Raw genomic sequence first — 26,144 nt, 5'->3', positions numbered from 1 at the left:
AGTTAGAATTTCACTTCGGACAACGATGTTACGACGTCGTAGTCGACACCCAGTACATCGAAATGTCGGCGGCCACAAACGATCTTCTGGTTTTCTTTCGTACGGCGCTCTTCAGAATCAAGTGTGCTCTTCGTCTCGCGTACGAAGTATAGTCGCTCTTCCCGTTCCGTGACAAATGCCCAATCTGGATTGTATGGGCCAATTGGCGTCGATATCTCAAACCAGCGAGGCAGCTTTACGAAAAGCCTTACATCTTCGTTGTTGTCTAAATCGCGGGCAAATTGTCGCTCGACTTCAGACTCATATTCAATAGCGTCAAAAAGTGACTTGTCCTTGTTCTGAACGTGATAAAGATTGCTTAGAAAGCGTACGATCTCTTTGTCACCCTCCTCATCAATACGGCTCATTTCCCAATAGCGACCCGCCACCTTTTCATACTGAATGCCGCCCAGCATAAGATCGTGAAGGGCTCGTGAAATCTCTTTCGCCAAAGCGGACATAAACGCTTGCGGGTTTAGCTTGAACTCACCAAGACGACCAGATCGCTTGAGAATTTCAGCCAGGGTATGACGTGTAAGCTCCGTTTCTTTCTGAAGAAAGCTCAAGATATCAGGCAAGACATTTATCGCTCCTACGTCGCGAGCATGCGAGGCCAGCAGTTTGTCTGCCGCCACTCCTGCCTCAGACAGCTCCACCTCGACAAGATTGGTCGATATATGTGGCGCTTTTATCGGCTCGATCTTCCTGATGCGATCAACAGCTATTTGGATGAGATCTGGCGTACCAAATTCAACACGATATCGGGTCTTCTGACTGATTTGATCCCAAAGAAACCTGAATTCCTCGCTCAGTTGAACATTCTTGTTGAAGACCAGTGTGTGCTCATCACGCTTATTCTTAATCCTATTGGCAAATATCTTGCGATTGATCTCGTCAACAATCTCTGGCCTCAGGTCTGAATATTCATCTGAGATTTTCAGCTCGAAATGAGGGTTCTTGGGGTCGAACTTGCCAAGAATGGCACCACTGTCGTCAATATAACCGTTCCGTACCAGCTCTTGCCAGATAGCCTGTGAAGCGTTCTGGCCAAGCGGAACCTCCGAGCCATCCGCCGCACGTCTTAACAACTTTGCAAAGGCAATCTTCTCGACACATCCGAACTTGATTCCGAAGTCCTCCTCGAATTCGGTTTGAAGGGCCTTGGCAAAATCCTCGTAGGACTCGTTGGCAATAATGGTTAACCGATTGACCGTTTCATCATGGACTCGCTCACCCTGGGCATTTACGGGTAAGCGAAGACCGCGGCCGATTTCCTGGCGTTTCTTCTCGACGGACTGTGATTCGTTCAGTGTACAAATCTGGAAGACATTGGGGTTATCCCAGCCTTCGCGTAGTGCTGAGTGGGAGAAGATAAAGCGCAGCGGAACTTCCGGATCCAGCAAGCGCTCCTTATCCTTCATGATTAGGCTATAGGTGTCCTCGTCATCTGCCGTGTTGCCACGCGTATCCTTGAGCTTCTTGTCTTTGTCCTGGCTGAAATATCCGCCATGGACCTGGGACGCATCGTAAGGCATAACATCCTTAAAAATCGGCTTGGCAGTCAGCTGGGTGAAGGCTTCCTCGAACCACCGACCGATTTTGCCGAGTGAATATGAACCGTCATCGTTATAGATGCGATAATTGGAGACGCGATCAATAAAGAAAAGGGAGAGTACCTTGATGCCCCGACCTTTCAGCATGCGCTCCTTCTTAAGGTGCTGCTCGACCGTCTCAAAAACTTGGGCCTTCATCAGGTCTTCACCTAAACCGCCTATTTCCTGGCCCAGCGTCAGAAAACGCCCTTGGTTGAATTCGACATATTCGGCGCTAGGCGTGCAGTCGATATTCTGGACGATATAGCCGTTCTGATAGGTGTCACGCTGGCCAGACTTGATATACAAGTCATCTCCTTGTTTGACCCACAACTTGGTCGGCTTTGGGCCATCCCGGCCTTCCTTATGAATTTCCACCAGGGCCTTGATGCCATTCTTGTTGTCTGTCTTCAGGAGTTTCACATAGGCATCATTAAAACTGTCTCCGGATCGAACAGAGGCAACCTCGATTCGCTTCACAAGCCGCAGGTCATAAGCCTTTATTGGGTCAAGCTTATAGAGCAAATTGTACGGATTGCGATGTGTTGCGCTATAGCGGAGCGTCGCCATAGGACTTAGGTTTGCGATGGCGCGGCGGGACTTCTCGGTGTTGTCCACGCTCTGTGGTTCATCGATAATGACTATTGGCTTCGCAGCTTGAATGAACTCGATCGGACGGCGGCCCGACATGCGGTCGTTTTCACGGTTAATAACGTTCAGCTTTTTAAGCTCGTCATCCGTCATTTCTGACAAGTCTTTGTCGGCAACATCCTTCTGGAAGGACTGGATGTTGATAATCATGATCTGTATCTGGTTGCTGGTGGCAAACTGGCGCACCTTTCCCAGCCGCTTTGAGTCATAGACGAAGAAATCAAAGGGAGTTCGCTCATATAGAGCCTCAAAGTGCTCCTTCATCAAATCGATGCTTTTCAGAACACCCTCGCGAATGGCCACGCTGGGCACAACGATGATGAACTTCCTGAAGCCATAGACCTTGTTCAGCTCGAAGAGCGTACGCAAATAGACATAGGTCTTGCCGGTTCCGGTTTCCATCTCGATCGAGAATTCCTTGCCGTGCTGAAGAGCTGGCCAACCAAGCGGCCTGCCAGCGGACGTTGCTCCAGCCCTGAAATGCTCCGTTATCACTGGGGCCCGTTCAATGCCATTGGCCTCCTGCACCGCATGAACGTTTTTGACCAAATCCTCGTCTTCCAGCATAAGACGGTTGCCCAGCCCCAATTCTGCCTGGAACAGCCCGCCGATTTGCAGCGACTGGAAAGCCATGGCCCCCGTCTGCACGAAGGGTTGGCCTTCGAATGCCTTAACGACGGCATCGATGGCATCCTGCTGGTATTGAAGGGAGGGATCGAATTTCAGCTTCATTTCGGCTTCCCTGGCTTGGCAGGCGGTATTTTCTTTATATGCGCGATGGTGCGGGCAGCGTCTTCCAGGGCCTGTTCTGCGTCCCTCGCCCCTTCGGCCTCAAGAAGTGTGCGCCGCTCGGCGGCGTAGTACTCGTATTCACCCTCAGCGTGACGAACAGCACGCTCATGACTGACTTGGCCGGCGTTCTTCAGCACATCACGCTCGTTGAAGGCAAGGAAGCCATCCAGCTTCTCTTCCCAGTCCTTCATGTGGATTTGCTGGCGACGCCTAGCCTGGTCATCGGCATAGTCGAGCCACATACTGACGATACGGTTCAGTTCCGAGATTTCGCCTTCGGACAGATAGTTCTTGGCAATGCCGACGTCTGCCTTGCGCACTTCGCCGCCCTTGAAATTTGTCAGTCCCATATAGGGTAAACTGTGGTTGGCGCGGGCCTTGATCAGTTCAGCTGCCGTCATGCCGGTAGCTGCGAAATGCAGCTTGTTCTGCATGACCTTGAAGAATTTCACCGTGTCGGCATCGTTTGCGCGGTAATCCGCTGCCAGGGCGAAAATTTCTCGCACCCGCAGATACATTCTAGCCTCGCTGGCCCGAATGTCGCGGATGCGCTCAAGCAGTTCTTCAAAATAGTCGGGGGTACCACTTCCTGCGACGGGCGGGTTCTTCAGCCGCACATCGTCCATGGTGAAGCCCTTGACGAGATATTCCTGCAAACGCTCGGTTGCCCAGCGGCGGAACTGGACGCCTCGGGGCGATCTTACCCGGTAACCGACGGCCAGAATGGCCTCAAGGTTATAATGGTCGATGTTTCGGGCAACCTGCCGCTCCCCTTCCTGGCGAACTATCCGGAATTTCCGGATAGTTGCCTCGGGCACTAACTCTTTATCTTCGTAGATATTAACCAAGTGCTCGTTGGCGGTCTTGACCGAAATGCCAAACAACTCGGCAATCAGGGCCTGGGAGAGCCACAGGGTCTCATCGGCAAATCGGCACTCGACACGGGTCCTGCCATCCTCTGTTTCGTAGAGGATCAACTCGCCAATGGGGGAGGCGGGCTTATCGGTCATTCGTCACCAAAGCGCTTGCACTGTAAACTTGCATCTGCGAGTCATGAATGCCCGTAAAGCCATACTTGCCAATTAGAAACTCACGCACTCTTTCTGGCTGTGGGCACAATGCTAAGTCGCCATCGTATAGAAGAAAGCCTGCTTTTGAGGACAGTGTTGATATCGAGTTGACAGGCCCCCGCTTCTCAAAACCTTTGTATAGTTTCGACTGCCTGAAAAGATCAATGTCTGGCGCTTCGTCGTTTACAAACAGCCCCCATTCATCACCCGCAACCACAGCGCCAACAATTTCCTTGTGCTTCGTAAAGACGGACTCGCAAGCATTTAAACAAGGTAAACAAGGTAGTTCCGTAGTGGTACCTCCTTCTGAAACGTAAAAATATTGCACCCCAAATAGGCTATCCATGATCGAAATAGTGGCTGGCCCCCTCAAGCTCAAACGGCGCGTCGTAAGCCAAAGCACCCAAAAACGATTATGTTGCGGGTCATAGGTCTTAAGCTGATCGAGTGCATCTTCGGCCAGGACAAAAGCTTTCCTGCCGATTCCGACGGGGACTTGTGCTGAAGCCGGTTTCGCGTTGGCGATATCCGCCTTCCACTGGTTGCTATCGTCGGCGGCCTTGATTTCAACAAGGTATTCGCGGAAATCGCCTGTTACAATAAGATCAGGCCTTTTTTGCTTTCTTTTCTCTGGAATTTCATCGGCAACCAAGCCAAGGGTGGCAATGAAGTCGATTGCCTCCCGCTTCTCTTGTGCATCGCTCTTAATGTTCGGCGTTTGGTGCTGCACTCAAATCTCCTCGATCATTCTTTCAATGACATCATAACCGCAGAACCCATCAGCATAATTCCAGCCGCCAAACATTTCCCAAATGAGAAGCGAAAGCTCCTTCTCTTCCAATGCGCCAGGCCCCTTTCTCTCAATTCTAATCAGGTACATTTCCAAGCGCTTGAAGAAATCGAAAAGTTTTTGGTCAGCAATCGGGTAGTTGTGTAGAACAAAGTCGATTTGCTTTGCCAACAGGTGCAAGTTCAGGATGATTTCACGGTATTCGAAAACGTCGCCACTCATGTAATTGCGAAATGCATAGAAGCCTTCCGTCGATTCTCTTCCCCCTTCAAAAACGGCTCGGAATCCTTCAGGACTCATCAAGCCTTTGATAAAATCGACATCGGTTGACAGATCTGACCGCCCACCTTTCTGACTGGCAAAGACAACCATATACAAGATGGCCTCTTTGATTTCGGCATAGACCTTTCGTAAGTTCTGTTTGATAAAGGTCTTCTTTCTCTTCTCCGGCAGAAACACCACCAGGAAATAGAAGAGGAAGGAGATCACTCCACCCGATAACAGCGACAAGGCAACATTGTAAACGTCGCCCCACCACGCGTATCCCCTAACTACTGCACATCCAAAATGCGCCAAAAGAAGAAGCGCTAGAAGGGATGCATTAACGACAAACCAGAACAAAACACTGGAAAACAGCAGGCGCAACCCATCCCATAAGTGCCTTAATCCGCTATTGGATTTCGGGGCCATTCTCGCACCGCTTCAATATGCTTTCGGCCAAGCCGCTAACCTTTCTCACTTGTTTTAGACTGGCCGGTCCCACTTGAGCCGCCATTTGAAGTCGGGGTCTGAGGTTTGAGACCGCCGGCACCGGCAAGCCCATTGTTAACTTGCCCAGGCAGGGGCCTGAGCATATCCGCACCACCTAGACCCTCTCGTAATGGGACAGACTGATTCTTTTGATCCGACATATCAGACTCCTTTGACGATTTTGAATCCGGCGCCATAGACGGCCAGCAGCATTGTCAATGTCACACCAACCACGAACAACCAGAATGCCCACACGGTTCTTCGCTGTAGCGATCTCTCGATGGCGTATTTCTCGGCGGGAAGGTCTTCGCGGATCAACCGCTCGATATATTCGCTGTTCTGGGTAAAGATCATGAGAATGATGACGATGGCAGCAACAAATGAACTGCTCGCCCCAAGCCATACGCAGAAGGAAACGACATCATTCAAGCCATCTTTGAAGGTAACTAGCAGACCAATGGCCAAAGCTGAGAGCGTGAGTATCTGCTTATCTTTCTCCATCCGGCTATCCACCCAGGCGGACAGGAACGTCTCATAGTAAGCAACGTTTTTTTCCATATGCTCCTGTTGGGCCAGATCGTCGGACATGGTTCGTGCCTCACACCGTTCTGAACACGATTTTGGTTTCTTTGGGCTGGGCGCGAGATTTGAAGGTTTGCACGCCGTTGGTTTTTAGCTGGTCGTTACTCAACAGAGGCTGTTCAAACTTGGCCATCCCTACTTGCTCACGGCAACAGCACAAACCATCTTCAGCAAGAAGCTCATATTGCTTGTTCATTCTGCAGCCTCCTGAAATTCAAATTTTGTTTCGGCGGGGAATGAGGCAATCCACTTAATCCAGCCTTTCAAAAACTCAAGAAAGCCCTCTCCATCAAAAATGGCAACTCGATAGTTCCCTTGTTTGCTTTCATGTTTGCTTATGAAGCCTAGGTAAGTTAATTTCTCACCGGGAGTTTCATGTCCCCATTTGTCAAGATAAACGACATTACCGTGTGCGAGTGCGTTGCGAATGGCTCGTAAAATTGTGTTCCCGTCCTTTTCCTCTGTTGAGTCGATAGGATGAACTCCAGAGCTATTTCGCCAGCTTTGAGTACATTCTGGATTCGTTGCGATAAGTGCATAGCGGAAAAAGATTTGCGATTTCTCATGAAAGAATGGCGCCCTTTGAAAGGGGACCTTCTTTAGTTTTTTAATTGCTTTACTCAACCTGTCTTCGTGATGCCCTAATGGATGCTTTGGCTCAACGATTCTAGAAAATGGGATTGTAAATGCAGCTGATGCAACAAGCACAGAGAAGGAACCAAGCAGGTCCGCCTTTCTGGCGTCAGCCTCAAGCATGCACAACAGATCACTGCATCTTTGCGGATATTCAACAACGAAGCGGGAGGGGATCATTGTATCTATCTCCCTCACACCGTTCGGAACACAATTTCGGTTTCTTTGGACTGGGCGCGGGATTTGAAGGTTTGCACGGCGTTGGTCTTGAGCTGGTCGTTGCCCTTAAAGCCCTCGTCCAGGCAAATGACCTGCGAGGGGTTGGCTTCTGCCAAGGCGTCGATCAGTTCCGACGTCAGTTCCTTTTCAAGGCAGATCAGCAGATTTCCATCCTGAACGGAGAAGACCTGCTTGCCGGCCATCTCGACCGTGGTCACCTTGGTCGTGAGCGGAAAGCCCGCTTTCAGAAGCAATTCGTAGAGAATGTCTTCGGCGCTGCTGGCGGGCGACAGGTGGTCGACATGCAACTCTAGCTGCTTGCCGCTTTCATCGAACGTCTCGGCATTGCCATCCCAAACCTTAAAATTCGAGCGGTCGAGCTTGAAGGCTTTGAAGCCAAGATCAAGGTTATATATTTCTCTAAGGTTTAATTCCACCGAACAGTCGCTCTCAATCTGCTTCGCTGCCTTGCGTATTCTTGCCATTCCGATGTCGGCGATTGTCTTAAAATCTGGTCGCAATGTTGGCTCAGGGAGTTGAACCATAATGAATTTACGGTTCCCGTTATCTTGTAGATTTTCTTTTAAGACGGAATGAGCTGTAGTGCATGACCCACTAAAGAAATCCAATACTAAATCGCCGCCATCATTTGACGTCGCAATTTTTAGCATTCGTGAAATTAGCCGTGTTGGTTTTGGCGTTGAGAACGGCTCGCCTTCTCCAAAAAGCTCTATGATTTCTTTTTTTGCCTCTTGGTTGTTTCCTGTTTCGTCATGCGACCACCATGTGTCAGGGACAATTCCTTCTTGCACTTCTGACAAAAAAACTTTTACCCGTGGGGGGCTATCACCGTCCGTTCCGAACCAGATTCGGTTGTCGGAGGTTAACTCATTAAACTTGTCTGGCAGGCCATTCCAATGTCGCCCGACTGGCGGAAGAACCTCCCTTCCCGATGGAAGAGTAATCTTATACCTGTACGGGGCTCTTTTTTCCGCATCCTCACTCTGGACGGAAAACGATACGCTCTGCCACTTACCTCTGGGATCATTGTCCATATTCTTGAAAGCTGCTAACTGTTCATCCGTTCTTGGCAGCAAATTTCTAACCCAAAATTCAATGTTCTTTACGTAGACGAGAACGTGATCATGGCTCCCCGAAATAAGGGCCTTATTTTTCTTCGCAAAGACCTTTTGCCATGCAATGTTTGCTACGAAATTTTCTTCCCCGAAAATGTCATCCATCATGTGCTTTAGCGAATATGCCTCTGTATCATCAATCGAAATAAAGACACATCCAAACTCACTTAACAATGAATGGGCAAGGTATAGCCTTGGATACATCATGCTAAGCCATCGGGAATGGTATCTTCCTGAGGTATCAACATTAGATGACATTGGGTTGCCGTATTCGTCAATTTGGCTTGTATACCTTAGGTAAGTTTCCAAAGTCTCTGAGAAGTTATCTGGATAAATAAAGTCGCCGCCCGTGTTGTAGGGCGGGTCGATATAGATCATTTTGATCTTGCCGAAATAGGCCTTCTGGAGAAGCTTAAGCACCTCCAGGTTATCGCCCTCGATAAACAGGTTTTCGGTTTCATCGAAATTGACCGACTCTTCGCGCACCGGCTTCAGCGTCGCCACGCTGGGCTGCTGGATGATCTTCATACACTCAGCCTTGCCGGGCCAGTTCAGGCCGAAACGCTCCTTGCCAGGTTCGACCCATTCGCCAAGAACGCGCTTTAGCTGGTCAAAATCGATCTTGCCCTCGGCGAACACTTCCGGAAAGACCTGGCCCAGGCAGTGTTTCAGCTCATCCCGCTTCTCAGCCGCCACATCCATCGACCGAAGGTCCATCTTTTCCGGCTCTGTCATTCTGCTTCCCTTACTCGACCCTGAATTTAATTGCGAACAATGGCTCGTCGGACAATTGCTGGCCAAGCCTGGCTTCCACCTGATCGAGGAGACCATCCTTCTCGGTCTCGACGCTTTTGGCCGCCGCGTCGTAGTTGCGCCAGGCCTCGTCGCGCTTGGCCTCCAGCCCCTTGGCTTCGCGCTGCAAAGCCAACTTGTCCGGCAGGTTGCCGGTTTGCCGAATTCTCTTCTTCAAGTCCTTGATCTGCTCGTCAAGATCCTTGAGGTCCGCCTTCAGCCCCGCCCGCTTATCCTCGGCCCAATTGTCGAGTTTTTCCATCTCCTCGTCAAACCAGACCGATTGCTTTACGGAAATGGCCTCCAATATCTCCTGGCGGCGCGACTCGACCATTTTTCCCAGCGACTCGGGCACGGCAACGCTATCCGCCCCGTTTTTCCTTACCGGCAGGTCGAACAGGCGCAGGGCGACCCCGGGATCCAGTTGTTGCCCTTCGTCAGTCACGCCAGCCAGGATAATATGGTCCTGGTCGTCGGCACCCCGCACTGAAAGCTTGTGGGCCAGAAGCGAGCCTGTTTTGCCAAGCAGCGTTTCAACCGCCACCGCCTTTTTTTGCCAGCTGGAATAATCGAACACCAATTCCGCCCCATTCAGGGGGCGGCCGGCTGCCTCGGCCAGAACATGCTGGGCCAGCGGATGGCCCAGACGGTAGCGGTGGCCATCGATCCCCTGCTTGCCCAGATAATAATGCCCAGCAGGCGTCTGCACACCCTTGGGCGGTGTTTTCAGCGCGAAGGTCAGATAGCTTTCGTCGAACTTGGCTTGCTTGCCTAACTCGTGCTTAGTCACCGCCCACAGCATGTGGGTGTACTTGTCCAGATATTCCTGGCTTTGCTCCATATTGATCTTCAAGCGGTCGTGAACCTCGGCGTCGAAATTCTCCAGCAGCTTGCGCCTTGTGTCCTCCATCGTGGTGCTGATCGTCTCGTCCATTTCCTTGCGAAGGTTCTCGAATTCGGCCTCGATGTCCTCGGTCGAGCGGCAGTTCTGATAGATGGAGACAATGCGCTTTTCAAATTCAACGCCCGATTCGATGGCGCCCAGCACCTCGTCAGAAGCGCCAAAGACGCCCGAGAAAAGCTGGAACTTCTCGGAAAGCAGCTCGTACACTCGCTGATCGGCGGCGTTGTTCTTGTTCAGAAAGTTGACCACCACGACGTCAAAGCGCTGGCCATAGCGGTGGCAGCGACCGATGCGCTGTTCGATGCGTTGCGGATTCCAGGGCAGGTCGTAATTCACCACCATCGAGCAGAATTGCAGGTTGATGCCCTCGGCCGCCGCCTCGGTGGCGATCATGATCGAGGCGCGTTCCTTGAAGTGTTCGACCAGGGCGGCCCGCATGTCGGCGCTGCGCGATCCTGTGACCTTATCACTGTTCTTATGGCGATAGGCCCAATCGTTATAGATGGCCTTGGATTGCGGGTCGGCGTTGGAGCCGTTGAACAGGACTAGTTGGCCCTCGTAGCCGTTACGGGAGAGCAACTTCAGAAGATAGTCCTGCGTACGGCGGGATTCGGTGAAGATGATGGCCTTCTCCGGCCCGCCCAATTCGCGCGCTTTGTCAAACCCTGCCCGAAGGGCGCTGAGCAACGACTGACCTTTGGCGTTCTCGGAAATAGAGACGGCCAGATCGCGGAAGGACCGCAGGTCAGAAATTTCATGTTCTATGGCGGCAATGTCTTCGCCGGACAAAAGGCCATCGCTATCTTCGTCGTCCACCCATTCCTCGGCCTCTTCGGAGAAGCCGTCGAAGTCACGGGTTATCTCTTCCATTGGCGAGCCGTTTTCCCCGCCATCCTCTTCCAGGTTGGTGCGCAGCGCGGTGTCATCTTTTAACTGCCGCTCCAGCTTGTTAGCCAATGAATCAAGCGCGCCGGCAATGGCGAAGGTGGATGAGGCCAGCAGCTTTCGCATGATCAGCGTCATCAGTGTCCGCTGGCTGGTGGGTAGGGCTTGAAGGGACGGGCGGCGCAGATAGTCCGACACCATGTCGTAGAGCGACTGTTCGTCTGGTGTGGGGACGAACTCCTGCGTAATCGGAATACGATTGGTATAGCGGATATATTCCAGCACCTGGCGGCGCAGGGTACGGTGGCAGACATCCTTGAGTCGGGTCTTCAACTCGTCGAACTGGCCGTCGCCGCTTAGTCGGGCATATTGGGCGCGAAAGCTCTTGGCATCGCCGAACGCGAAGTCGTCGATCAGGCTGACCAGGCCGTACAGCTCCATCAGCGAGTTCTGTAGGGGCGTAGCGGTCAGCAGGACCTTGGGCGCGTTTGCCAACGCCAGTTTAAGCGCGCGCCCGATGCGGTTGTCGGGCCGATAGACGTTGCGCAGCCGATGCGCCTCGTCAACGACCACCAAGTCCCAGGGGGTGATCATCAACTCATCGGCATGGCGCGCCGCAAACTGGAAAGAACATATGACGAGAGACTTTTGCTCGAAAGGATGGCGTTGTCCTTCCTTTCGCATTTTGGCGTAGTTCTTGGCCTCCAGAATCAATGTAGGGAGAAAGAACTTCTCCTCGACTTCTTGCGACCATTGTTTGCGCAGGTTGGCGGGCGAGATGATCAGGATGCGCCGTTTGCCCTCGGTCCATTTCTGGGCCAGAACCAGTCCAGCCTCGATCGTCTTGCCAAGGCCCACTTCATCGGCCAGCACCGCTCCTTTGGAAAGGGGGGATTTGAAGGCGAATAGCGCCGCTTCGACCTGGTGGGGATTCAGATCGACCTGAGCATCGAGCAGCGCGCTGGCCAGCTTCTCGGCATCCGAAACCGAATGCCGCTTGCACAGCTCGTGCGCAAAGAGCTTGGCATGATATTCCGTGATCATGACCTGAAATTGCCCCTCTTTTCTGCTCTGGCCGCCCCACGACCAAGCGTTGAATTCCACAAGAATACGACAAGCCGGGGGAGCTACACAAGCTTGGACCGTCGGGAATATTCTCAATATTGGTTGCTGATTGTTGTCGCCGATTTTATCCCCGATATCCACTATCGATCAATTATGTGCCCGTTTTGGTCATATGTGCGCGCTTTGATCACGCAAGGAAAAACCCCCGCCTTTGGGGCGGGGGCTTTGCGGTGTTGCGGAATTTTAGACCTTAACCGCTACTCCACCGCTGACGCCGCTCGGACCCGTCGGTTCAGGGGCTGGCGATGGCAGGGGCGTTGGGTCGTCATTGTCGTTGCTGGGCGGGGGATTAATCTCCAGCGTTGCAGGATCCCCATAGCAGGCCTTCATCAGCTCTACCGCAGGGTCGCGATCGAACCAAGCGAACTGTTCAGCTAGTAAAATGTCTCGCACACAATTTCGCAATTTTGGATCTAAGCGCATCGATCTGATCACCAGATGCCCACAGATGAATTTCATCCGCTGTAGTAGCTTTCTTTCGGCGGTCTTATTAACGCTCTTCAGCAGTTTTGCGCGATCTAACAGTTTGCGGATTCGGGCTTCACGCAGCTTGATGCTGGTTTCGTTTGGCGCAAGTTTGCTTTTTGGTTTCACGTTGAGCTCCTTCGATGGTTTAGCGGCCTCCTGCCGCTAAACCATCTCAGCCGAATTATCTTGTCTTTTCAAGGAGAACGTTCGATTCCCTATCTTACGCTAGAATGCCTTATCCTAAAATATCGTGCATATTTTTCTGAATTGGAAACGCGGCTATTTCGTTGTTTGGCTGTCGCATTTCAAAACGAGATTATATAAGTCGTCGAATTGACTTATGCACCTCGACCATCGCCAGGGTATCCATTTCGCAATAGCGAAGCAGGGCAGCGCGGATTGAGGCGGCATGTTCGCCCGGCCTTAGGTTCCCGGATGCGATGCGCTCGAAGGCCGATTGAGCGGCCTGGCCATCGGCGATGATGTCGAGTGCCCCATAATCGATATTCTTTGTGAGCGCGGGGCCAACTTTCTTGATCGAAAACGACCCTTCGAATTTTGGAAAATAGACATAGCTGCGTACGACCGGCAGCAGGTCGGCCAGACGTTTGGCAATCCGATCAAGAGCCTTAGCATGTTCCGGGAAAAGGGACGCCATCTCGCGGATGATGCGATGCTCGAAGGAGGAATAGACAACGATCGGATCGTTGGAACCGTCCAAGGCCGCGATTAGTGCTTCGGTGAATGCGCGCCTGGGATCAACATCGCCGAGGGCCAGAAATTCAGCGTGGGTCAGATTGCCGTCAGCCCCAAGCCTGTGCAGTGACCATTGAAAAGGAAGTGGCTGGAATGGGCGCGTTCCTTCATACAGTGGAATCGCTGGACCCACGGTTTCAAAATCGAGATAGTCAGCCGGAGGGCCGAAACTGCGCAAGGCCTTGGCCAAGTCAGGCGACAGCCAGGGCTTGCCAGATTTCAGAACGTTCCGGACCCTGGCCTGCGTTTCGTTCAAGCCGAAGTCGTCGGGAATATTGCGAATGCTTTCGATGCCAAGTGCTGCCAACTTCTCAAGCTGACCCTCGGTAATACGCGGCAGAGTAAGAACCCAGTCTTCCGGTTTACCCTCGGTGCAGCGGTCCCAGAAGGGGCAGTAATCCGGGCAGTGTTTGCCGGACGGAATATCAGGATGGGTCTGGCTTGCCAGAATGCCAAACAACTTTGCCGTCTGCCCCGGAATGTCCGGCAACAATTCCTTCACGGCCTTGGACAGATCTTTGCGGGCAAAAAACGATGCCCAATCGATACCGCCAGACCCGCGAACATATGACGTGTCGATATGGATCAGTTCGATCGAGCGCAGGTCAAGCCCGCAGCCCGATAGCACATAGACCTGAACGGCCAGATCGTGGATGTAATCATCCTTGACGCCGCTGCTTGATTTGACTTCCCGGATACCCCACCCCCCTTTGGGCAGGCGCTCCAAAATATCGACTCGAATGCGAACGCCTTGATGCTCAAGTGCCGCTTCAAAAATGGCAGGAACAGCGGGATCGGCCATCAGCGCCCGGGTTCGCTGAACAGCCTCGGCATGCTGCCAGGGCGCGCTATTGACCAACACGCCGCCGGGAAAAAGCAGATGCGCCTTCTTGCCCACTTCAATGCCGACATAAGCCGGCGTTCCCGGCTCGGGGTCCGCATAGGGCGCCGGATCATGCCAGCCAAGCCACAGCCATTTCGGACATGTCAGCCCCTGAACGTAGCGCGATTTGGTCAGATATGGCGTCTTGGATGTCATGGGTCGATCTTAGCTTTCTGCGGCATGAATTGACAGAGCGCTTGCCCTATCCCCCGATTTTCGCCTTGGCCCGCATGTCTTCGATCTGGGCCATTTCCTTGTCGCGTTCGATTTTGGCTTGGTCCACGCGCTGCGAGCAGTCGGGACGTCCGGCATCGGCTCCGGAACCGCATTGGGTTTGCAGATCGGACTGGATGCGCGCCCATTTGTCTTCGGTCGCCTTGCGCCTGCCATCGTAATATTGGTCACGTTCGCCAAGGCTTGAGAACCTCTCGGGCTCCAGCACCAGCGAGAAGCGTGGCGGGAATTTCTGCCCGGCGCCGCGTGCGGCATCGACGGCGACACCGATGATTCCGCCAAACAGAAGATTGCCGAAAATCCAGCCATCCAGCTTGGTGTCCAGAACCGCCGTCGTGTTCTTGTAGCCATTGGCTTTGCAGGCGATGGTGACAGGGGCCGCCGACGACGGCAGCATGACGCTGTTGGGCGTTTCGACCACGCGTGTGAAATCCTGGCCATGCAGTTCGCAACGCGCCTTTTCGGGATCGGTCTCGATATAGGTGCCGGAATTATTGTCGCTGACGATGCTGGCGCAGCCGGGCAGAGCCAGGCCAAGAGCGAGTGTGGGCAGAAGACGATGTTTGCGAACCATGATGGCCCCCCTTGCTGAAAGAACATCATCATTTAGGCAGGGCTATGTGTCAGATTCGGGCATCCATCGTTGATGCCATTCTTATGCATCGTTTTGCAGCTCAGTTAAAAGCCATCTGATGTGACCAGGCTAACATAGAGAGCTCGAACAGCCAGCGGATCATCTGTTTTGGAAACTGGGAGAACCCTATATAAACGTGAAAATTGTTTGAACCTGCGTGGCTTTTCGCAGGGATCAATGGCTTGAGCTACTGCAATAATCGTTTCACCCATTTTAAGCCACTCTTCGGCTTTCTTAGCTGTCGTTAGCCAGACCAAAAATTCACCAGGAGCTTTAGCTGCTCGGTCCCATGTCATTTGATCCGCCCAAGCCACGGGAACCTCGGCAAGCTCCTGGCCATTTTTGTGAACACGCGCCATCCAACTGGTGCGCGCAGTGAATTCGAGATCATATCCATCAACTCGATGCATGTCGTTTCCCTGCCAAGCAATGTCACCAGCGCATTTCTGTTACTAATGCTTTCTTGTGTGTTATGAAACACGGTTTATCAGCCAGCTCGTTAGACCTGCATCAAGCACCATTTGTGCAAACTTCTCAGGGCCAATTATCGTTACGCTGGGATCGGCACAAGAAATTGCTCCTGTGTGATATACGAAGAACATGCGCCCAAACTGCCCCATGTTCTGAAATGCTTCCAGGTATTCCTCATTGAAGTTTTTCTGGTTGGCGCTGCTTTTTACCTGAACAAAAGCGCGTTCCCCAGTAGTTGGAAGCTGAAGCACCATGTCGACAGTTTTCTGTGTTTCTCCGACAACACTTTGCCTGCGCCAGCCACTGCCCGAGAAAACAAGGTCAACCAGCAGCTCAAAATCCTTAGGGGTCAGCTTTTGCAACATCAAAACAATATTGCCGCACAAATCGTGGGATAATCGCTCTGCCTCCTCAGCTGCCTTTAGTCGCAAGCCGTTAATCCGGCGGATAATGTATTCTATATCCTCTTTATCTCTAATTTCTGCACAGGCCCCTCGAAAACCTGCTAGCCGCGTAATTCGACCAGAGATGTCATCCATGTTTAATGTCTGGCGATTTATGTAGCAATCGCTCCAACGTTCCTCGCAATCGCTCCAGCGTTCCCTTACCTTGCGAAAGGTGCCGTCTCCATCAGGGTGGCGGCAAATTTGTTCTTCTATATCTGCAAACGCCCACCAAAGTTTATTGTCATAAAATGTTATCCAAAGAATCCCATCATCTTCAAAAAAGGCCTTCACTTGATTGCTGAAATTCGTAGCTACGCCTTTTGTCTTCCCTGAGGCATGGAATTTCTCAGTAAGGGCTTTCCAATCGCCATTCATGCAAATATCAAAATGCGTTTCGGTGCTGAATCCCAAACGAATAACGCCCTTTTCAAAGCACTCTTTCTCCCACATACCACCTGAGCCCAGCTTGATGTAGCGAACGCGAGATGCCGTGACCATGTTAGTCCCCCCTGTGATGCCAATCAGATTCTTGCATCTCCTTTATGAAAGCTTCAACGTTACCGAGCCCCCCATGCTTTTCAGCCCAGTGAATATGAGAGATGAGTCGTTCCTGCTTTTGCTCGTCGGTTGTTTCCCACCAAGCGGCCAAAATAAGCGGTAAAGAAGGCTCCCATCCACCAGATGAAAGCTGCTGTCGATTTGGAAGTAGCTTGTATAGCCTGTTCCAGAAATCGGGTTGCGGGCAAACCCTTTCGTTGGATCGAACGAATTCGATTATTGAAGCAAGATTATTCATTGCCCTTCCCCTTGTTGCTATCCGCCTTATATGGCGAGTATGAAAATCCGCAGCTCTCCATCTCAATCAAAATGACTTGTCTCATGGATTCAAGAGCCGCCTTGCCCGTTCCATTACAGCTACATATTCCACGGTCCAGGTGCCTCAGGCATTTATTCAGAAAAATCGATGGGCTAAACGACGACGCTCTATCCCTCTGAACCTCGGCATTGCTCTTCATGTATAGCGGAACATTATGAAGTGCATCACCGATCTCCAACACTACAACAGGAAGATCAGCAGCGCAAAGATGGCTCGCTTGGCACCTCATAATTACAAAGGCATGGTGAAGAATTCTCGCCAAGGCGTTTTGAATCTCTGGACGAGATTGAATGTCGATATAGTCGTCTTCCATACGCCATCAACAATATTGTTTTGTCATCCGCTATCAACATAACTGTCATTGAAAGCACTTCACGCTATCAAATAGTTTGTCATTGTTTGCAGACTTTGATGAGTTATTGAACATATTACCGTCCCTCCATGCACTGCCGATAGGACGCGTTGTAATCGGCAACAGATTTGCCGAGACCAATAAACAGCCCCAGACCTGCGCCTGCGGCCGCACCAATCCAAGCACCGTCACCTGCCGCGCCTTGATGCGCTCCTGCCACGGCACCTTCGCCTGCCCCAAGGATGGAGCCGACAAACAAGCCCGCAAGGGCATTGTTGCCTGCCGAGCCATTCAGTCTGTCGGCCAACTCGCGGCAGTCGCGTTTATCTATTTCGAATTTTTCCACAGCCGAGGCAGTATCATCCTTTGGCTCAAACGAGGCGCAGCCGCCCAGCAATCCGCCTATCAGGGCGGCAACAAGTATCTGCCTTGGCACCAGGTTATACGCCATGGACGACACCCTCTGTTTGCGTCGGATTACATGCCTTTTCCGAAGGATGATGACGCGTGCACATGCCAGAACTGGTCACATTCAAATTCATGAGCCACTTTGCCAAGTGACCAAATTTGACATGTTGCTGCCATATGCATTGCATATGACCCAAAGCCTCTACCTCCAAGCTGTTCAAACGGACGGCTTTGCAGACATCTCCAAACCGTTCGAGCGCAAGCGGATGCTGCGCCAAGCAGCCCAGGAGGCTGCCGATGCGGCTATGTCGCTGCTGTCGATCTATCAGGTGCGCATGCTGGCGAAGTATCTGCTGCCTGTCTCGGCACGCCAAAGCGAGGGGATGGACCAGCTTGTCAAAAGCGCCATCATTCTTTGGGTTGAGGCCAGATGGGATAATGCGGCGCCCAGATATTCGAACCCGGCGGTCATGGCGATTCTGGAAAACATCGCCATCGGACGCATTGGCGAGAAGATAGTGAGTCCAGCCATCGAGGATGAGTCAGACAGGTGGCTGTGGCTACTCATCTTTATTTGCCTTATTGCCCTCATAAACATGCTCAGCTTCTGCGCCGCCGACAGTTCACGGCAACGCAGGCCAGCTTACGCGCCTGGGATGAACGAGATCAGCCAGCCGCTTGGGCGCCAGCACATCGACCTTGTCGCCCCAGGCATACAGATGCCAAGCCATTTCAAGGTCGCTGCCGGCGGTAAAGCGGACGACAAGGCTGCCGTCCTTTTTACGCTCGACGGTTTGGTTGGGGTGGAAAACAAAATCTTCAGCGAAAGGGGCGGCTTCGGGCTTGAATCGCCAGACCACCTCGAACGGTTCGTCGCCTTGGAAGAGACCGAAAGAGCGCGCCGCGAAGTCCTTCAAGTTGAACGCAGGATCGCGGGTGAACGGCTCGGCCTCGATCGTCACTTCTTCGATATGGGCTAGGCTGAACAGGGCGACCTTGTTGGCCTTGGGGTTTTCGTGCCACGCCACCAGATAATGCCGATGCCCATGCAAGAATCCATAGGGATGCACGAGCCGCTTGTTGACGCGGCCCGTCGTCCGGTTGCGGTAGGCGAGCGTTACCTTCCGGCAGGCCTTGATGGCTTGGCGCAAATCCTCGATGACCATGGGCGCGATATTGGGGCGCGGCCCTGGCCGCATGGCGAGTCCCTCGGCCTCCAACAGGGCTTCGAGGTCGGGCTCAACCCGTCTCGCAACCTCGGGCTTCAATAGCGCCTTCAGCTTGGCGGCCAGGGTCGCCAATTCCGCCGCTTCGTCCTCGCGGTTGTCGCGCTCCATCAATTGAACCGCCGCCTCAAGTGCTGCCAATTCCTCGGCCGTGCAGGTGGCCAGCCGATCCAGCGTGCCCGGCGGAATGCGCCAGCGCTTGGTGCGCTCGTCGCTGTCGACTTCCTCGGCCTGGGGGAAGGTGCGCAAAACCGCATCGCGCATTCGCATGGCGGTGCGCCGCCCCACGCCAAAGCGGCTTTCGATATCTCCCAGCGTCAGCCCGGTGCGCGCCGCCTGCATCTCCATGGCCAGTTGCAGTAGATTGTCGGCCTTTTCGTAACGCACCCCATGCCCCCTTGTCGCCGTAATGTGTGACCAATTCTGACACAGTTCCGTGGTTGGATAAAGCCTGGAATGCAACCGAGGGCTGTTGTGAGAAATTCCATCTTATTCGCTTGTTTCTGCCTTGCCCTTTCCCAGCCTGCCCAGGCGGGAACGGTTGAGGGCACACCCACCGTGATCGACGGCGATACGATCGAGGTCGCCCATACACGCATCCGCTTGTTTGGCATCGACGCACCTGAGAAGCGCCAAAACTGCCAGTCGGACAATGGCGATTGGCCTTGCGGGCAGGTGGCGTTGCTGGAGCTGTCCAACCGCCTTGAAGGAAAGTCTGTCACCTGCACCGAACATGGGCGCGACCGCTACAAGCGCGTGATCGCGACATGCGAGATCGGCGCAGAAGATATAGGTGCCTGGATGGTCGGCCAGGGTTGGGCCTTGGCCTATCGGCATTACAGCAACGCCTATCTGCCCCAGGAAGAATGGGCCAAGGCCAACGGTAATGGCGTCTGGAAGGGCGCTTTCACGAATCCCTGGGATTGGCGCAAGGCCAGCAAGCGCCCATAGCGGCCAACATGACCAAAATGGTCACCTTTCAGGTTTTCAATAGAGCCTGAAGGAGAAGACATGGCCCGATACGAGCGCCTGGACCTTGAAGTGGTCATTTACGATGAAGCCCAGACCATCCATCAATGCGATTGGGAGGTGGGGTTTCATTGCTGGATTCTGTCCAAGGGCGATTACGCCATAGCCCACAGCCATGTTCCCGACGAGGACTATTTTGATGAATATGGAGAACTGCTCACAAGCCTGGACTGGGCTTTGCAGGATTTGTTCGTCCGCATTCCGGAAAAGGTCTGCAAATTGGCGGCGAGATGCATCGGTCATCAGTGGCTGGCATTAGATGCCATGCGCCACGTACCGGGCTTCGACAAATTCCTGGCGCAGGAGTTCACAGGCCCGGGAATCAATTTCATTCTTGCTGTTTGGGAGCTTGGGGAAGCGAGCCGATTGTCCGATGCCGCCCGCACGCGACTTAACAATCGTATGATGCGTGAGGATCGGGTTTCACTGCTGCGCGATCTTATGGCAAGCGAGGATTTTGATCGGGCGGCGCTGAAACTGATTATGAAGGCGGATGCCGTAGATATTGATGCCGAGTTCATTCAAAATATGGTTGGCTTGGCCGCAAATCCAATGGCGCGCAAGGCGGTCCTGCCTTTGCCTTGGATTTCCGCATGGCATTTATATGGTCTGGTTAGCATTCCGCCTTGGCTGCTGCATCCCGCTCTGGCGCGAATCATGGTCAATGACAATATCGGTGGAATTGAGGGCGAGGAAATCATCTCGCCGGAGATTCGCGACTGTCACGAAGTGATGCGGGAAAGGATTGTGCGTTCACTTTCGACGGCCAAGAATTGGGATGACGTCGAAGAGCGCTTGTTCCGATGGCAGGAAAAGCTGGAGCCCGACAGCCGATTCCGCAAGCCGCCAATTCTCGGCACCGCCCTGCTGCGCCCCATCAGAAGCATCCATGAGCTTCAAAAGGAAGGTCAGCAGATGTGCCATTGCGTGGGGAACGACACCTATGTGTCACAGGCGATGGATGGCCGAAGCTATTTCTACAGATGGCTGGGCGAGGAACGGGCGACCGTCGAGCTGTTCCCGCACTTCCCGACAAGGCGCTGGAAGCTGTGCAACGCGCTGGGCCATCACAATCAGGCGCTCAAGCCTGAGACACTGGCGGCGATCAATGCCGTGCTGGCCGAGCAACTGTTGCCGCCGCCCATCGACACCTATGTGGCTGGGGCCGGTTTCTGGTTGTCGCTTGAAGAACGGTCGAACATTCGCTGGAACACGCAGCTTGAATATCGGCGCGAACCATGCCCGCAGGGCAAGTCGCAAACTATTGCGCTTTACCTGCCGGGTGGGGCGAAGTTGGGATATTTGCCAAAGGTTGAGGCGGCCATGCTGATCGAACAGCTCGACCAGGGAAAAGCCTCCTCCATCGTCATCAAGAACGACGAGCGGAATGGCGACAACCTGTCGGTCTCGATTGTCGAGGAAGAGGCATCGGCAACTTGCCGGGCGGCATAAGCCTGACAGGAACAAACGGTGACCGGAATTGTCATGCAGGGCGTCTAGCCTTTCAGCATGAACGCTCTGCCACGATTTGCCCCATTTGTCATACGCCAGGCCGAACCTTGCTGGCGCATGACGGCGGCGGCCCTGGTGGGACAAGAAACGTTCGGACAGGTTGCCTATGGGCGATGGGATCAACAATTCGGTGCCTGGATCGAGCAAGACGGCGATTGGCATCCCTTCTGCCCGATCACGCCGTTCCTAGGGAAACTTGGCGTGTGGCTTGAGCCGGACGGTGAACACACCGACCGCTGGTATGAAGAGCGCGCCATGAAGGCCGCCTATTTCAGCCTGATCCCAACCTATGTGCGCCGCCTGGCAGCCGGGCGCGGACAAACTCAGTGGCAGAAGTTGCTGACCCACTGGAACTCGAACTCACCTCATCATAAACACGACAGGAGAAGATAATGGACGCCATAGCCTTGCTGATTTTCGTTGCCGTTGTATCTGTAGTTTCATTGCCGATTTGGATTGCCTATGCCAGAAAGCACCCGGCACGCGGTTGGATCGGCCTGCTTTGCGTTCTGACATTCTGGACGGGCTATACTTGGCTGATCGCCTTTGTCTGGTCGCTGTTGCCGTTTCAGAAGCAGCCGGAAATCACCGTCACCGAGGTGGACATTTGCCATGGCTGCAATCCGCGCTGGCCCGCCGCCATCCCCGAGTACGGACAGAAACTCGCTCGATTGGAGTTACTGTACAGTGACCGCTGATTTTAACGACGACATTCGCAATCGCGTTTTGGCGCTGCTGGACGAGATCGAGCAAACGGAGAATGTGCGCATTCTCTTTGCCGTTAAATCGGGCGCCGGTGTGCAGGTCCAAAAGCTGGTTACCAACCCCGTTCAATTTCTGCTTCTTTTTCCCGTCGCCCCTTGTGATATGCCTGCCATTCTATATCTTGTGCTGATGGTTTTGGGTCAATCAAGCTACCAACAGAAGCAGCGACCGAAGACGTTCTGCCCGCCAGAAATGCCTTGAGAACGAAGGAGACTGCTAGCAGGACGGCTGAAATTATCAACAGCGCGATGGAGATGTAGAAAAGCACAATTACTGCAAACGCCAGAATTGACGCAATCAAGGCGGAAACTGTGCCAACCGACAGCATGATGATTGCCGAGGGAATAACAATCGAGAGAGCAAATAGACCGCCCCAATGGCGTGCGCATTTGCCGATATAGATAATGTATGTGGCAGCAACGGCGATGCCGCCAAGGCCATAGACATATCCTTCATAGCGATCGAAGTTGATAAACAAATTTCCATAATCGGCCATCTCTTTCTCGGTGTTCGCAGAGAAAATCAGCAGAAATTCAAGACTCATTGCGAAAACAAATATGAACGTAATTATTGATGTGATTGCTATTATCCTACTGCGAAGCAACTTCTCAAGTTGGATAAAATGCTTCGTCTCGTTGTCAGGAATGTACAGTCCTGTTGCGGCTTTCTTGGCCAAATGGGAAAGGAAGGTTAGCAACGCAAGAAAGCTTGCTGCGGTGATAAGCAGCCTGACATTCAGCCTTTTCCCTTTGAATTGATTGAGAACGAGCCTTGATACAGAAGTTACATAAGATGAACCACCATAGGCAGCAAGCCCCGTGTCAAGCTTGTCTATCGCTTCTTTGCCTGTAGAATGGTCGCTTTGGCTTTCTAATGTTTGGGCTTGAAGGTTTCCTGCCAGGAGCGAAAGCGAAATGAATAGGAACATTACAAGCAGATAGCGGAGCGGTTTGATCTGGACCCACATTGCAGACACCCCCATGCGTTAACCCGCATCTCCCATATGACTTCACTTAATTGTCGGCAGGATTGCCTGCCCACAGTTCATGCTGAATTGCGTACCGATAGCCTCAACCTCATAGAGCCGCCGGAATCCAACTGCATCACTTCTGACCAAAATATTCATTGTACCAAACCAGCATCGTGTATTCGCACAACTCGCCGCGCAGGCTCCCTGTGTTCCTGAAGGCCTCTTCTTTCCTAAGATCGAGACCACAATTTCCAATGGCTTCCTTCGCATCTTCGCCCGTTACCGGCCTTGATTCCGATAGCTTGAACAGCCGGTTCATATATTCAACGACGCGCCGGTTTACCAGAATCTGGGGTTGGACGGCATATCGGTAGAAATAGTCGCAAGCACCCGGGATCTTGTCTTTTTCGATCTTGCGGCTCTTCACTATGATGCCGATGCACCTGTCTTTGAACTTGGCTATGTCCTCATCGGAAATCTGAACCAGATCGAGATATTCGTCCAACTCGCCGTTCAGGATTTGAATGATGGGACGAAGGTTGTATTTCTCGACGATGACAAGCTGCGACGGCGGCATTCTTTCTTTCGAGCTTCTTTTGGGCGCCGCCGTTGCCGTTTGCGCGTCTGACAGCAGGGCGCCGACAGCAAGAGAGGCGATAAGGAAGACATGGCGCATTCTAGCCATCACTGCTGGCTCATCCCCGACATCGGCCGCCACAGCCTTGCCATGTTTTCCGCCGAGGCAATTTCCGATGATGTCAATTCCGCCTTCAGGCTTGCTTTGTTTTTGACAGCGGCGAGAGTCGTGGCGGAATCGGCTGACGTGTAGCCTCTTTGCGCTGCGATCGCGTACCATTTGAGGGCAAGAACCTTGTTCTTCTTCACCCCCTTTCCCGCTTCATAGAGAATTCCCAGGTTGTTCTGGGACGCCGTGTGGTCCTGGTCCGCGGCTTTCAGATACCAACTGGCGGCCTCGGCATGATCCTGGCCAACGCCCTGGCCATATTCGTAAGCCACTCCAAGATGGTATTGAGACTGCCGATCACCCTGTACGGCGGCCTTCTTACACCAATTGACGTATTCGCTCAGATTCTTGGGAACCCCCTGGCCATAAAAATAGAGTGTGCCAAGATTCGCCTGGGCTAGGACATTTCCCTGCTCGGCCAGGGGCAGCCATAGCTGGCGCGCAGTCAGGAAATCTCCTTTCTCATAGGCAGCAGTTCCGTCTTCAAACGGCCCGGCATTGGCGCCGGAGAGGGGCATCAGGCATAGCAACAGGGTAACAGCCAAACGCTTTGCCCACGCATGTAGGTGCATCTGTGTTGGCGCGATCATGCCGACCCGTCCTTCATATCCATGCCATGCCCATAAAGCTTGACCGCGAATGGACACCGGATCAGTGCAGAGCCGAGGCCCCCACCATCCCCAGGAAGATCGGCGAGGTCATAAGACCTATGAAGGCGCATACGATCCCGATGCCGCCCCAGACGAATTGCCTTTTGATGACGGCGATGGTTCCCAACAGCAGGGAAAGCGGCGAGAACAGGATCGACAGGAAGAAAATGCTGATAAGCCCGAACACGAAAGACGCAATGCCAAGGGCGTTGCTGGGAGCGTTCTGAATGATGACGGTGGTTCCTGCCTGCGGTTTGGGTGCTGTGGCCATTTATGCCTCCTTGCTGGTTGGGCTGTTCGAGACGGAAAAAGACTGATGATCGAGGGTGCGGAAGATGGCCGCAACGCATGCTGATCCACCATCCTGACCAGAAAGGCGCCAGGTCATCTTCATTCGCAGCTAATTTCCTGGCGCGGGCCCAATATGCTGCCGACATTGATGACGGCGCGAACTTTCGGGCCGGACGGACTATATTGCCGGTATTTCGCGACATAGTCGTGCCGAGCGAGGATTTTGCAGATAGTTTGCAGATCGCCCAGCATGTCGTCTGATTTTGTGGCCACAAGCCAGAAAGCGCTGTAGTTCGCCTGCAACTGGACCTGGCCCCGGGCCGAAAACTTGTCGACGACGGCCTGAACGGCAGGGCCGATCTGACGCTCCAATTCGTTTTTCCTGGCCGTGTCTTCGGCCTTTTTTTGCTCGAATTCCCGTTGCCTTGCTTCGGCATTCTGCTTTTTCGTTGCGTCATTGGCTGCGATGCACTTGGCGAAAGCGGCGCTCTTGTCCTGGAATATTGCCGTGTCGGCTTGATACTCGTCCATTTTTTCCCGGTATCTATCCTGGGTTTTCTGCAGTCTCGCTTGGCATCTGGCGTTACGGTCGCCCGAACCCGCATCTGTACAAGACGTGAATTCAGGCTTGTGCGGTGGGCTTGGTGGATATGGTGCAGTTCCGCAATCGACGTACTGCGAAAAGGCCGTTTTCTGCGAACAGGCAAGAACGGCCAGCATGACGGCGGTAGCCAAGAGAAAGCGCATTTTACCCCCTCAAGAAAGCAGGAAAGCCCCTGTTCACCCAATCGCCCAAATTCAGGCCCCACCCTGATAAAACCACGGGTTCCGGCCAGTATCGCCGCATACTATCAGTGTAATGACGATTATCACTGAGTGCGCTCGGTGGTCAAGGGTGTTTGCCCGGCTGAAACTCCGGGTATGGACAAGAAAATCCGATTCGGCACCCAGTTGAGGGCCATCCGCAAACAACGAGGCCTCACCCAGGAGGAACTGGCCGAGATGATCGACCGTTCAGTTGATGCGGTTTCCAACATGGAGCGTGGCATCAGCCTGCCCAGTTACGAAACCCTGGGCCGCCTGGCTGACAAGCTGGGGATTCCGGCCAAGGAACTGACCGAGAGCTTGGGAGATGACGGGACCACGGATCCCGAGCGGATCGAGTTGGAAGCACGCCTGAACGACATCGCCCGCTCGCTCGACAAACAAAGCCTGCGCATAGCGCTCGAGCAAATCGCCGTTCTGGCCAAGGGCAATCAACGCTAAAGGCGCTGATACGGCCATCAAGGGCCGCCTACAGATTCCTAAAAAGTCGATGCATGTCTCCATCGCGCCATAAAGCGCGTGCAGGGTCATTATTGAATTTATTCAGTGTAAATAATTTTAAGAGAGGTCTCTTTGATGTATTTCAGTGATCCCCTGTCGCAGATTTTTGACGATGCCCGCGCGAAGCAGGGCGAGCCGGAC

At 53.1% G+C, this 26,144-nt stretch carries 28 protein-coding genes; 5 read left to right on the top strand and 23 right to left on the bottom strand.

From position 1 onward, the window contains the following. Positions 1-2 precede the first annotated feature (2 nt). The 18 genes from HQL44_15330 to HQL44_15245 form a co-directional block, all read right to left on the bottom strand. Complete coding sequence (locus HQL44_15330; GenBank protein ID MBF0269956.1) at positions 3-3,014, bottom strand: DEAD/DEAH box helicase family protein; 3,012 nt, start codon at positions 3,012-3,014, stop codon at positions 3-5. Next, positions 3,011-4,084: a virulence RhuM family protein gene (locus HQL44_15325; protein ID MBF0269955.1), complete on the bottom strand. Its 1,074-nt coding sequence runs from the start codon at positions 4,082-4,084 to the stop codon at positions 3,011-3,013. Before HQL44_15325 ends, HQL44_15330 begins: the two co-directional genes overlap by 4 nt. Beyond that, a complete protein-coding gene (locus HQL44_15320) occupies positions 4,074-4,874 on the bottom strand; it encodes a hypothetical protein (protein MBF0269954.1) in 801 nt (266 codons plus the stop codon). Before HQL44_15320 ends, HQL44_15325 begins: the two co-directional genes overlap by 11 nt. Then, positions 4,875-5,624: a hypothetical protein gene (locus tag HQL44_15315; protein MBF0269953.1), complete on the bottom strand. Its 750-nt coding sequence runs from the start codon at positions 5,622-5,624 to the stop codon at positions 4,875-4,877. Between the two features lie 222 nt (positions 5,625-5,846). Beyond that, positions 5,847-6,272, bottom strand: coding sequence for a hypothetical protein (locus HQL44_15310; protein ID MBF0269952.1), 426 nt, complete (start codon positions 6,270-6,272; stop codon positions 5,847-5,849). A 10-nt stretch (positions 6,273-6,282) separates the two neighbouring features. Continuing rightward, positions 6,283-6,462, bottom strand: coding sequence for a hypothetical protein (locus tag HQL44_15305; GenBank protein ID MBF0269951.1), 180 nt, complete (start codon positions 6,460-6,462; stop codon positions 6,283-6,285). Further along, the gene (locus HQL44_15300; protein ID MBF0269950.1) at positions 6,459-7,079 is read right to left on the bottom strand and encodes a hypothetical protein; all 621 of its coding nucleotides are present in this window, start codon (positions 7,077-7,079) and stop codon (positions 6,459-6,461) included. The genes HQL44_15305 and HQL44_15300 overlap by 4 nt, the downstream gene beginning before the upstream one ends. Positions 7,080-7,093: 14 nt before the next feature. Next, complete coding sequence (locus HQL44_15295) at positions 7,094-8,989, bottom strand: site-specific DNA-methyltransferase (protein MBF0269949.1); 1,896 nt, start codon at positions 8,987-8,989, stop codon at positions 7,094-7,096. A 10-nt stretch (positions 8,990-8,999) separates the two neighbouring features. Next, positions 9,000-11,879 carry a DEAD/DEAH box helicase family protein gene (locus HQL44_15290; protein MBF0269948.1) on the bottom strand — a complete coding sequence of 960 codons (2,880 nt, stop codon included), beginning with the start codon at positions 11,877-11,879 and terminating at the stop codon, positions 9,000-9,002. 264 nt (positions 11,880-12,143) lie between these two features. Beyond that, a complete protein-coding gene (locus HQL44_15285) occupies positions 12,144-12,554 on the bottom strand; it encodes a hypothetical protein (protein MBF0269947.1) in 411 nt (136 codons plus the stop codon). Between the two features lie 190 nt (positions 12,555-12,744). Further along, positions 12,745-14,223 (bottom strand): DUF2779 domain-containing protein, encoded by a 1,479-nt coding sequence (locus HQL44_15280; protein MBF0269946.1) that lies wholly within the window; start codon positions 14,221-14,223, stop codon positions 12,745-12,747. A 46-nt stretch (positions 14,224-14,269) separates the two neighbouring features. Then, positions 14,270-14,875, bottom strand: a complete 606-nt coding sequence (locus HQL44_15275) for a hypothetical protein (protein MBF0269945.1) — start codon at positions 14,873-14,875, stop codon at positions 14,270-14,272. A 104-nt stretch (positions 14,876-14,979) separates the two neighbouring features. Further along, positions 14,980-15,345 (bottom strand): hypothetical protein, encoded by a 366-nt coding sequence (locus HQL44_15270; protein ID MBF0269944.1) that lies wholly within the window; start codon positions 15,343-15,345, stop codon positions 14,980-14,982. A gap of 60 nt (positions 15,346-15,405) precedes the next feature. Next, a complete protein-coding gene (locus HQL44_15265) occupies positions 15,406-16,350 on the bottom strand; it encodes a hypothetical protein (GenBank protein ID MBF0269943.1) in 945 nt (314 codons plus the stop codon). A gap of 1 nt (position 16,351) precedes the next feature. Continuing rightward, positions 16,352-16,648: a hypothetical protein gene (locus HQL44_15260; protein MBF0269942.1), complete on the bottom strand. Its 297-nt coding sequence runs from the start codon at positions 16,646-16,648 to the stop codon at positions 16,352-16,354. Between the two features lie 509 nt (positions 16,649-17,157). After that, positions 17,158-17,532 carry a hypothetical protein gene (locus HQL44_15255; GenBank protein MBF0269941.1) on the bottom strand — a complete coding sequence of 125 codons (375 nt, stop codon included), beginning with the start codon at positions 17,530-17,532 and terminating at the stop codon, positions 17,158-17,160. Positions 17,533-17,814: 282 nt separating this feature from the next. Continuing rightward, positions 17,815-18,057 carry a hypothetical protein gene (locus HQL44_15250; GenBank protein ID MBF0269940.1) on the bottom strand — a complete coding sequence of 81 codons (243 nt, stop codon included), beginning with the start codon at positions 18,055-18,057 and terminating at the stop codon, positions 17,815-17,817. A gap of 55 nt (positions 18,058-18,112) precedes the next feature. Beyond that, positions 18,113-19,063: a WYL domain-containing protein gene (locus HQL44_15245; protein MBF0269939.1), complete on the bottom strand. Its 951-nt coding sequence runs from the start codon at positions 19,061-19,063 to the stop codon at positions 18,113-18,115. Between the two features lie 108 nt (positions 19,064-19,171). Between HQL44_15245 and HQL44_15240 the strand changes: the two genes are divergently transcribed. From HQL44_15240 to HQL44_15225, 4 genes are read left to right on the top strand one after another with little or no spacing between them, the layout of a single operon-like run. Beyond that, positions 19,172-19,666, top strand: coding sequence for a thermonuclease family protein (locus tag HQL44_15240; protein ID MBF0269938.1), 495 nt, complete (start codon positions 19,172-19,174; stop codon positions 19,664-19,666). Between the two features lie 60 nt (positions 19,667-19,726). Beyond that, positions 19,727-21,196 (top strand): hypothetical protein, encoded by a 1,470-nt coding sequence (locus tag HQL44_15235; protein ID MBF0269937.1) that lies wholly within the window; start codon positions 19,727-19,729, stop codon positions 21,194-21,196. Between the two features lie 57 nt (positions 21,197-21,253). After that, positions 21,254-21,649, top strand: a complete 396-nt coding sequence (locus HQL44_15230; GenBank protein MBF0269936.1) for a hypothetical protein — start codon at positions 21,254-21,256, stop codon at positions 21,647-21,649. Continuing rightward, positions 21,649-21,954, top strand: a complete 306-nt coding sequence (locus tag HQL44_15225; protein MBF0269935.1) for a superinfection immunity protein — start codon at positions 21,649-21,651, stop codon at positions 21,952-21,954. Before HQL44_15230 ends, HQL44_15225 begins: the two co-directional genes overlap by 1 nt. A gap of 119 nt (positions 21,955-22,073) precedes the next feature. Here HQL44_15225 and HQL44_15220 read toward each other — a convergent pair whose 3' ends face one another. The 5 genes from HQL44_15220 to HQL44_15200 form a co-directional block, all read right to left on the bottom strand. Continuing rightward, positions 22,074-22,988, bottom strand: a complete 915-nt coding sequence (locus HQL44_15220) for a hypothetical protein (protein MBF0269934.1) — start codon at positions 22,986-22,988, stop codon at positions 22,074-22,076. Positions 22,989-23,124: 136 nt separating this feature from the next. After that, the gene (locus HQL44_15215; protein ID MBF0269933.1) at positions 23,125-23,667 is read right to left on the bottom strand and encodes a hypothetical protein; all 543 of its coding nucleotides are present in this window, start codon (positions 23,665-23,667) and stop codon (positions 23,125-23,127) included. Positions 23,668-23,675: 8 nt separating this feature from the next. After that, positions 23,676-24,326, bottom strand: a complete 651-nt coding sequence (locus HQL44_15210) for a sel1 repeat family protein (GenBank protein ID MBF0269932.1) — start codon at positions 24,324-24,326, stop codon at positions 23,676-23,678. Positions 24,327-24,387: 61 nt separating this feature from the next. Then, positions 24,388-24,657, bottom strand: a complete 270-nt coding sequence (locus HQL44_15205) for a hypothetical protein (GenBank protein ID MBF0269931.1) — start codon at positions 24,655-24,657, stop codon at positions 24,388-24,390. Between the two features lie 119 nt (positions 24,658-24,776). Beyond that, positions 24,777-25,424, bottom strand: a complete 648-nt coding sequence (locus tag HQL44_15200; GenBank protein MBF0269930.1) for a hypothetical protein — start codon at positions 25,422-25,424, stop codon at positions 24,777-24,779. Positions 25,425-25,598: 174 nt separating this feature from the next. Here HQL44_15200 and HQL44_15195 point away from each other — a divergent pair, with 174 nt between their 5' ends. Continuing rightward, positions 25,599-25,943 (top strand): helix-turn-helix transcriptional regulator, encoded by a 345-nt coding sequence (locus HQL44_15195; protein ID MBF0269929.1) that lies wholly within the window; start codon positions 25,599-25,601, stop codon positions 25,941-25,943. Positions 25,944-26,144 lie beyond the last annotated feature (201 nt).

Source organism: Alphaproteobacteria bacterium, assembly GCA_015231795.1.
Lineage (GTDB): Bacteria > Pseudomonadota > Alphaproteobacteria > Rhodospirillales > WMHbin7 > WMHbin7.
Note: the sequence above shows the minus strand (reverse complement) of the source record. Positions and strands in the feature narration are given on the sequence as shown.

Bases quoted from the DNA above. Each gene is read 5' to 3' on its own strand.
- HQL44_15330 (MBF0269956.1), bottom strand. From the start codon at position 3,014: ATGAAGCTGAAATTCGATCCCTCCCTTCAATACCAGCAGGATGCCATC.
- HQL44_15325 (MBF0269955.1), bottom strand. From the start codon at position 4,084: ATGACCGATAAGCCCGCCTCCCCCATTGGCGAGTTGATCCTCTACGAA.
- HQL44_15315 (MBF0269953.1), bottom strand. From the start codon at position 5,624: ATGGCCCCGAAATCCAATAGCGGATTAAGGCACTTATGGGATGGGTTG.
- HQL44_15310 (MBF0269952.1), bottom strand. From the start codon at position 6,272: ATGTCCGACGATCTGGCCCAACAGGAGCATATGGAAAAAAACGTTGCT.
- HQL44_15305 (MBF0269951.1), bottom strand. From the start codon at position 6,462: ATGAACAAGCAATATGAGCTTCTTGCTGAAGATGGTTTGTGCTGTTGC.
- HQL44_15300 (MBF0269950.1), bottom strand. From the start codon at position 7,079: ATGATCCCCTCCCGCTTCGTTGTTGAATATCCGCAAAGATGCAGTGAT.
- HQL44_15295 (MBF0269949.1), bottom strand. From the start codon at position 8,989: ATGACAGAGCCGGAAAAGATGGACCTTCGGTCGATGGATGTGGCGGCT.
- HQL44_15290 (MBF0269948.1), bottom strand. From the start codon at position 11,879: ATGATCACGGAATATCATGCCAAGCTCTTTGCGCACGAGCTGTGCAAG.
- HQL44_15280 (MBF0269946.1), bottom strand. From the start codon at position 14,223: ATGACATCCAAGACGCCATATCTGACCAAATCGCGCTACGTTCAGGGG.
- HQL44_15275 (MBF0269945.1), bottom strand. From the start codon at position 14,875: ATGGTTCGCAAACATCGTCTTCTGCCCACACTCGCTCTTGGCCTGGCT.
- HQL44_15270 (MBF0269944.1), bottom strand. From the start codon at position 15,345: ATGCATCGAGTTGATGGATATGATCTCGAATTCACTGCGCGCACCAGT.
- HQL44_15265 (MBF0269943.1), bottom strand. From the start codon at position 16,350: ATGGTCACGGCATCTCGCGTTCGCTACATCAAGCTGGGCTCAGGTGGT.
- HQL44_15260 (MBF0269942.1), bottom strand. From the start codon at position 16,648: ATGAATAATCTTGCTTCAATAATCGAATTCGTTCGATCCAACGAAAGG.
- HQL44_15255 (MBF0269941.1), bottom strand. From the start codon at position 17,532: ATGGCGTATAACCTGGTGCCAAGGCAGATACTTGTTGCCGCCCTGATA.
- HQL44_15250 (MBF0269940.1), bottom strand. From the start codon at position 18,057: ATGAGTAGCCACAGCCACCTGTCTGACTCATCCTCGATGGCTGGACTC.
- HQL44_15245 (MBF0269939.1), bottom strand. From the start codon at position 19,063: ATGGAGATGCAGGCGGCGCGCACCGGGCTGACGCTGGGAGATATCGAA.
- HQL44_15240 (MBF0269938.1), top strand. From the start codon at position 19,172: ATGCAACCGAGGGCTGTTGTGAGAAATTCCATCTTATTCGCTTGTTTC.
- HQL44_15235 (MBF0269937.1), top strand. From the start codon at position 19,727: ATGGCCCGATACGAGCGCCTGGACCTTGAAGTGGTCATTTACGATGAA.
- HQL44_15230 (MBF0269936.1), top strand. From the start codon at position 21,254: ATGAACGCTCTGCCACGATTTGCCCCATTTGTCATACGCCAGGCCGAA.
- HQL44_15225 (MBF0269935.1), top strand. From the start codon at position 21,649: ATGGACGCCATAGCCTTGCTGATTTTCGTTGCCGTTGTATCTGTAGTT.
- HQL44_15220 (MBF0269934.1), bottom strand. From the start codon at position 22,988: ATGTGGGTCCAGATCAAACCGCTCCGCTATCTGCTTGTAATGTTCCTA.
- HQL44_15215 (MBF0269933.1), bottom strand. From the start codon at position 23,667: ATGCGCCATGTCTTCCTTATCGCCTCTCTTGCTGTCGGCGCCCTGCTG.
- HQL44_15210 (MBF0269932.1), bottom strand. From the start codon at position 24,326: ATGATCGCGCCAACACAGATGCACCTACATGCGTGGGCAAAGCGTTTG.
- HQL44_15205 (MBF0269931.1), bottom strand. From the start codon at position 24,657: ATGGCCACAGCACCCAAACCGCAGGCAGGAACCACCGTCATCATTCAG.
- HQL44_15200 (MBF0269930.1), bottom strand. From the start codon at position 25,424: ATGCGCTTTCTCTTGGCTACCGCCGTCATGCTGGCCGTTCTTGCCTGT.
- HQL44_15195 (MBF0269929.1), top strand. From the start codon at position 25,599: ATGGACAAGAAAATCCGATTCGGCACCCAGTTGAGGGCCATCCGCAAA.